Genomic DNA, 451 nt, shown 5'->3' on the forward strand with positions numbered 1-451 from the left:
AGCGTCTTCAGTATCTGGGCCTGGCCGTCCACCTGTTCCTGGTACAACGTATGCTCCGCGATGCTGGGCGCCTTGCCCTTGCCATCGCCTTCGTCCGTGCCCTCTTCGTCTTCCACGGCCGGGATGTCCTCGCCATCGAAGAGCGGCACGGCCGCCGATCGCATCACACCGAACAGCAGGGCCATGCCCTCGATCGACTCGCCTTCCACATTCTCGCCGTTGTCGGAACCGGCCTCGGAGCTTTCGTCACAGCCGCCCTCGGTGCTGTCTGCACCTTCCTCGGAGCCTTCACCGTTGCCGGTGCCAGAGCCAGCATTCTCGTTGCCGTCACCGTTATCGCCGTCCGTGTTGCCGCCGTTGTCGCCCTCGGCGCCGTTATCGCCCTCGTCGGGCTCCACCGAGGCCGGGCCCATGGACAGCACCAGGGTCACCTTGTCGCCCAAGAGCATCG

1 protein-coding gene is annotated in these 451 nt (G+C 65.6%); it reads right to left on the minus strand.

The window, feature by feature from the left end; all coding sequences use genetic code 11:
• On the minus strand, positions 1 to 451 hold a 451-nt coding region (locus tag PZH32_RS11330), incomplete at both ends, for a hypothetical protein (RefSeq protein WP_275208360.1).

It is taken from the genome of Adlercreutzia equolifaciens (assembly GCF_029076695.1).
Taxonomy (GTDB): domain Bacteria; phylum Actinomycetota; class Coriobacteriia; order Coriobacteriales; family Eggerthellaceae; genus Adlercreutzia; species Adlercreutzia equolifaciens_A.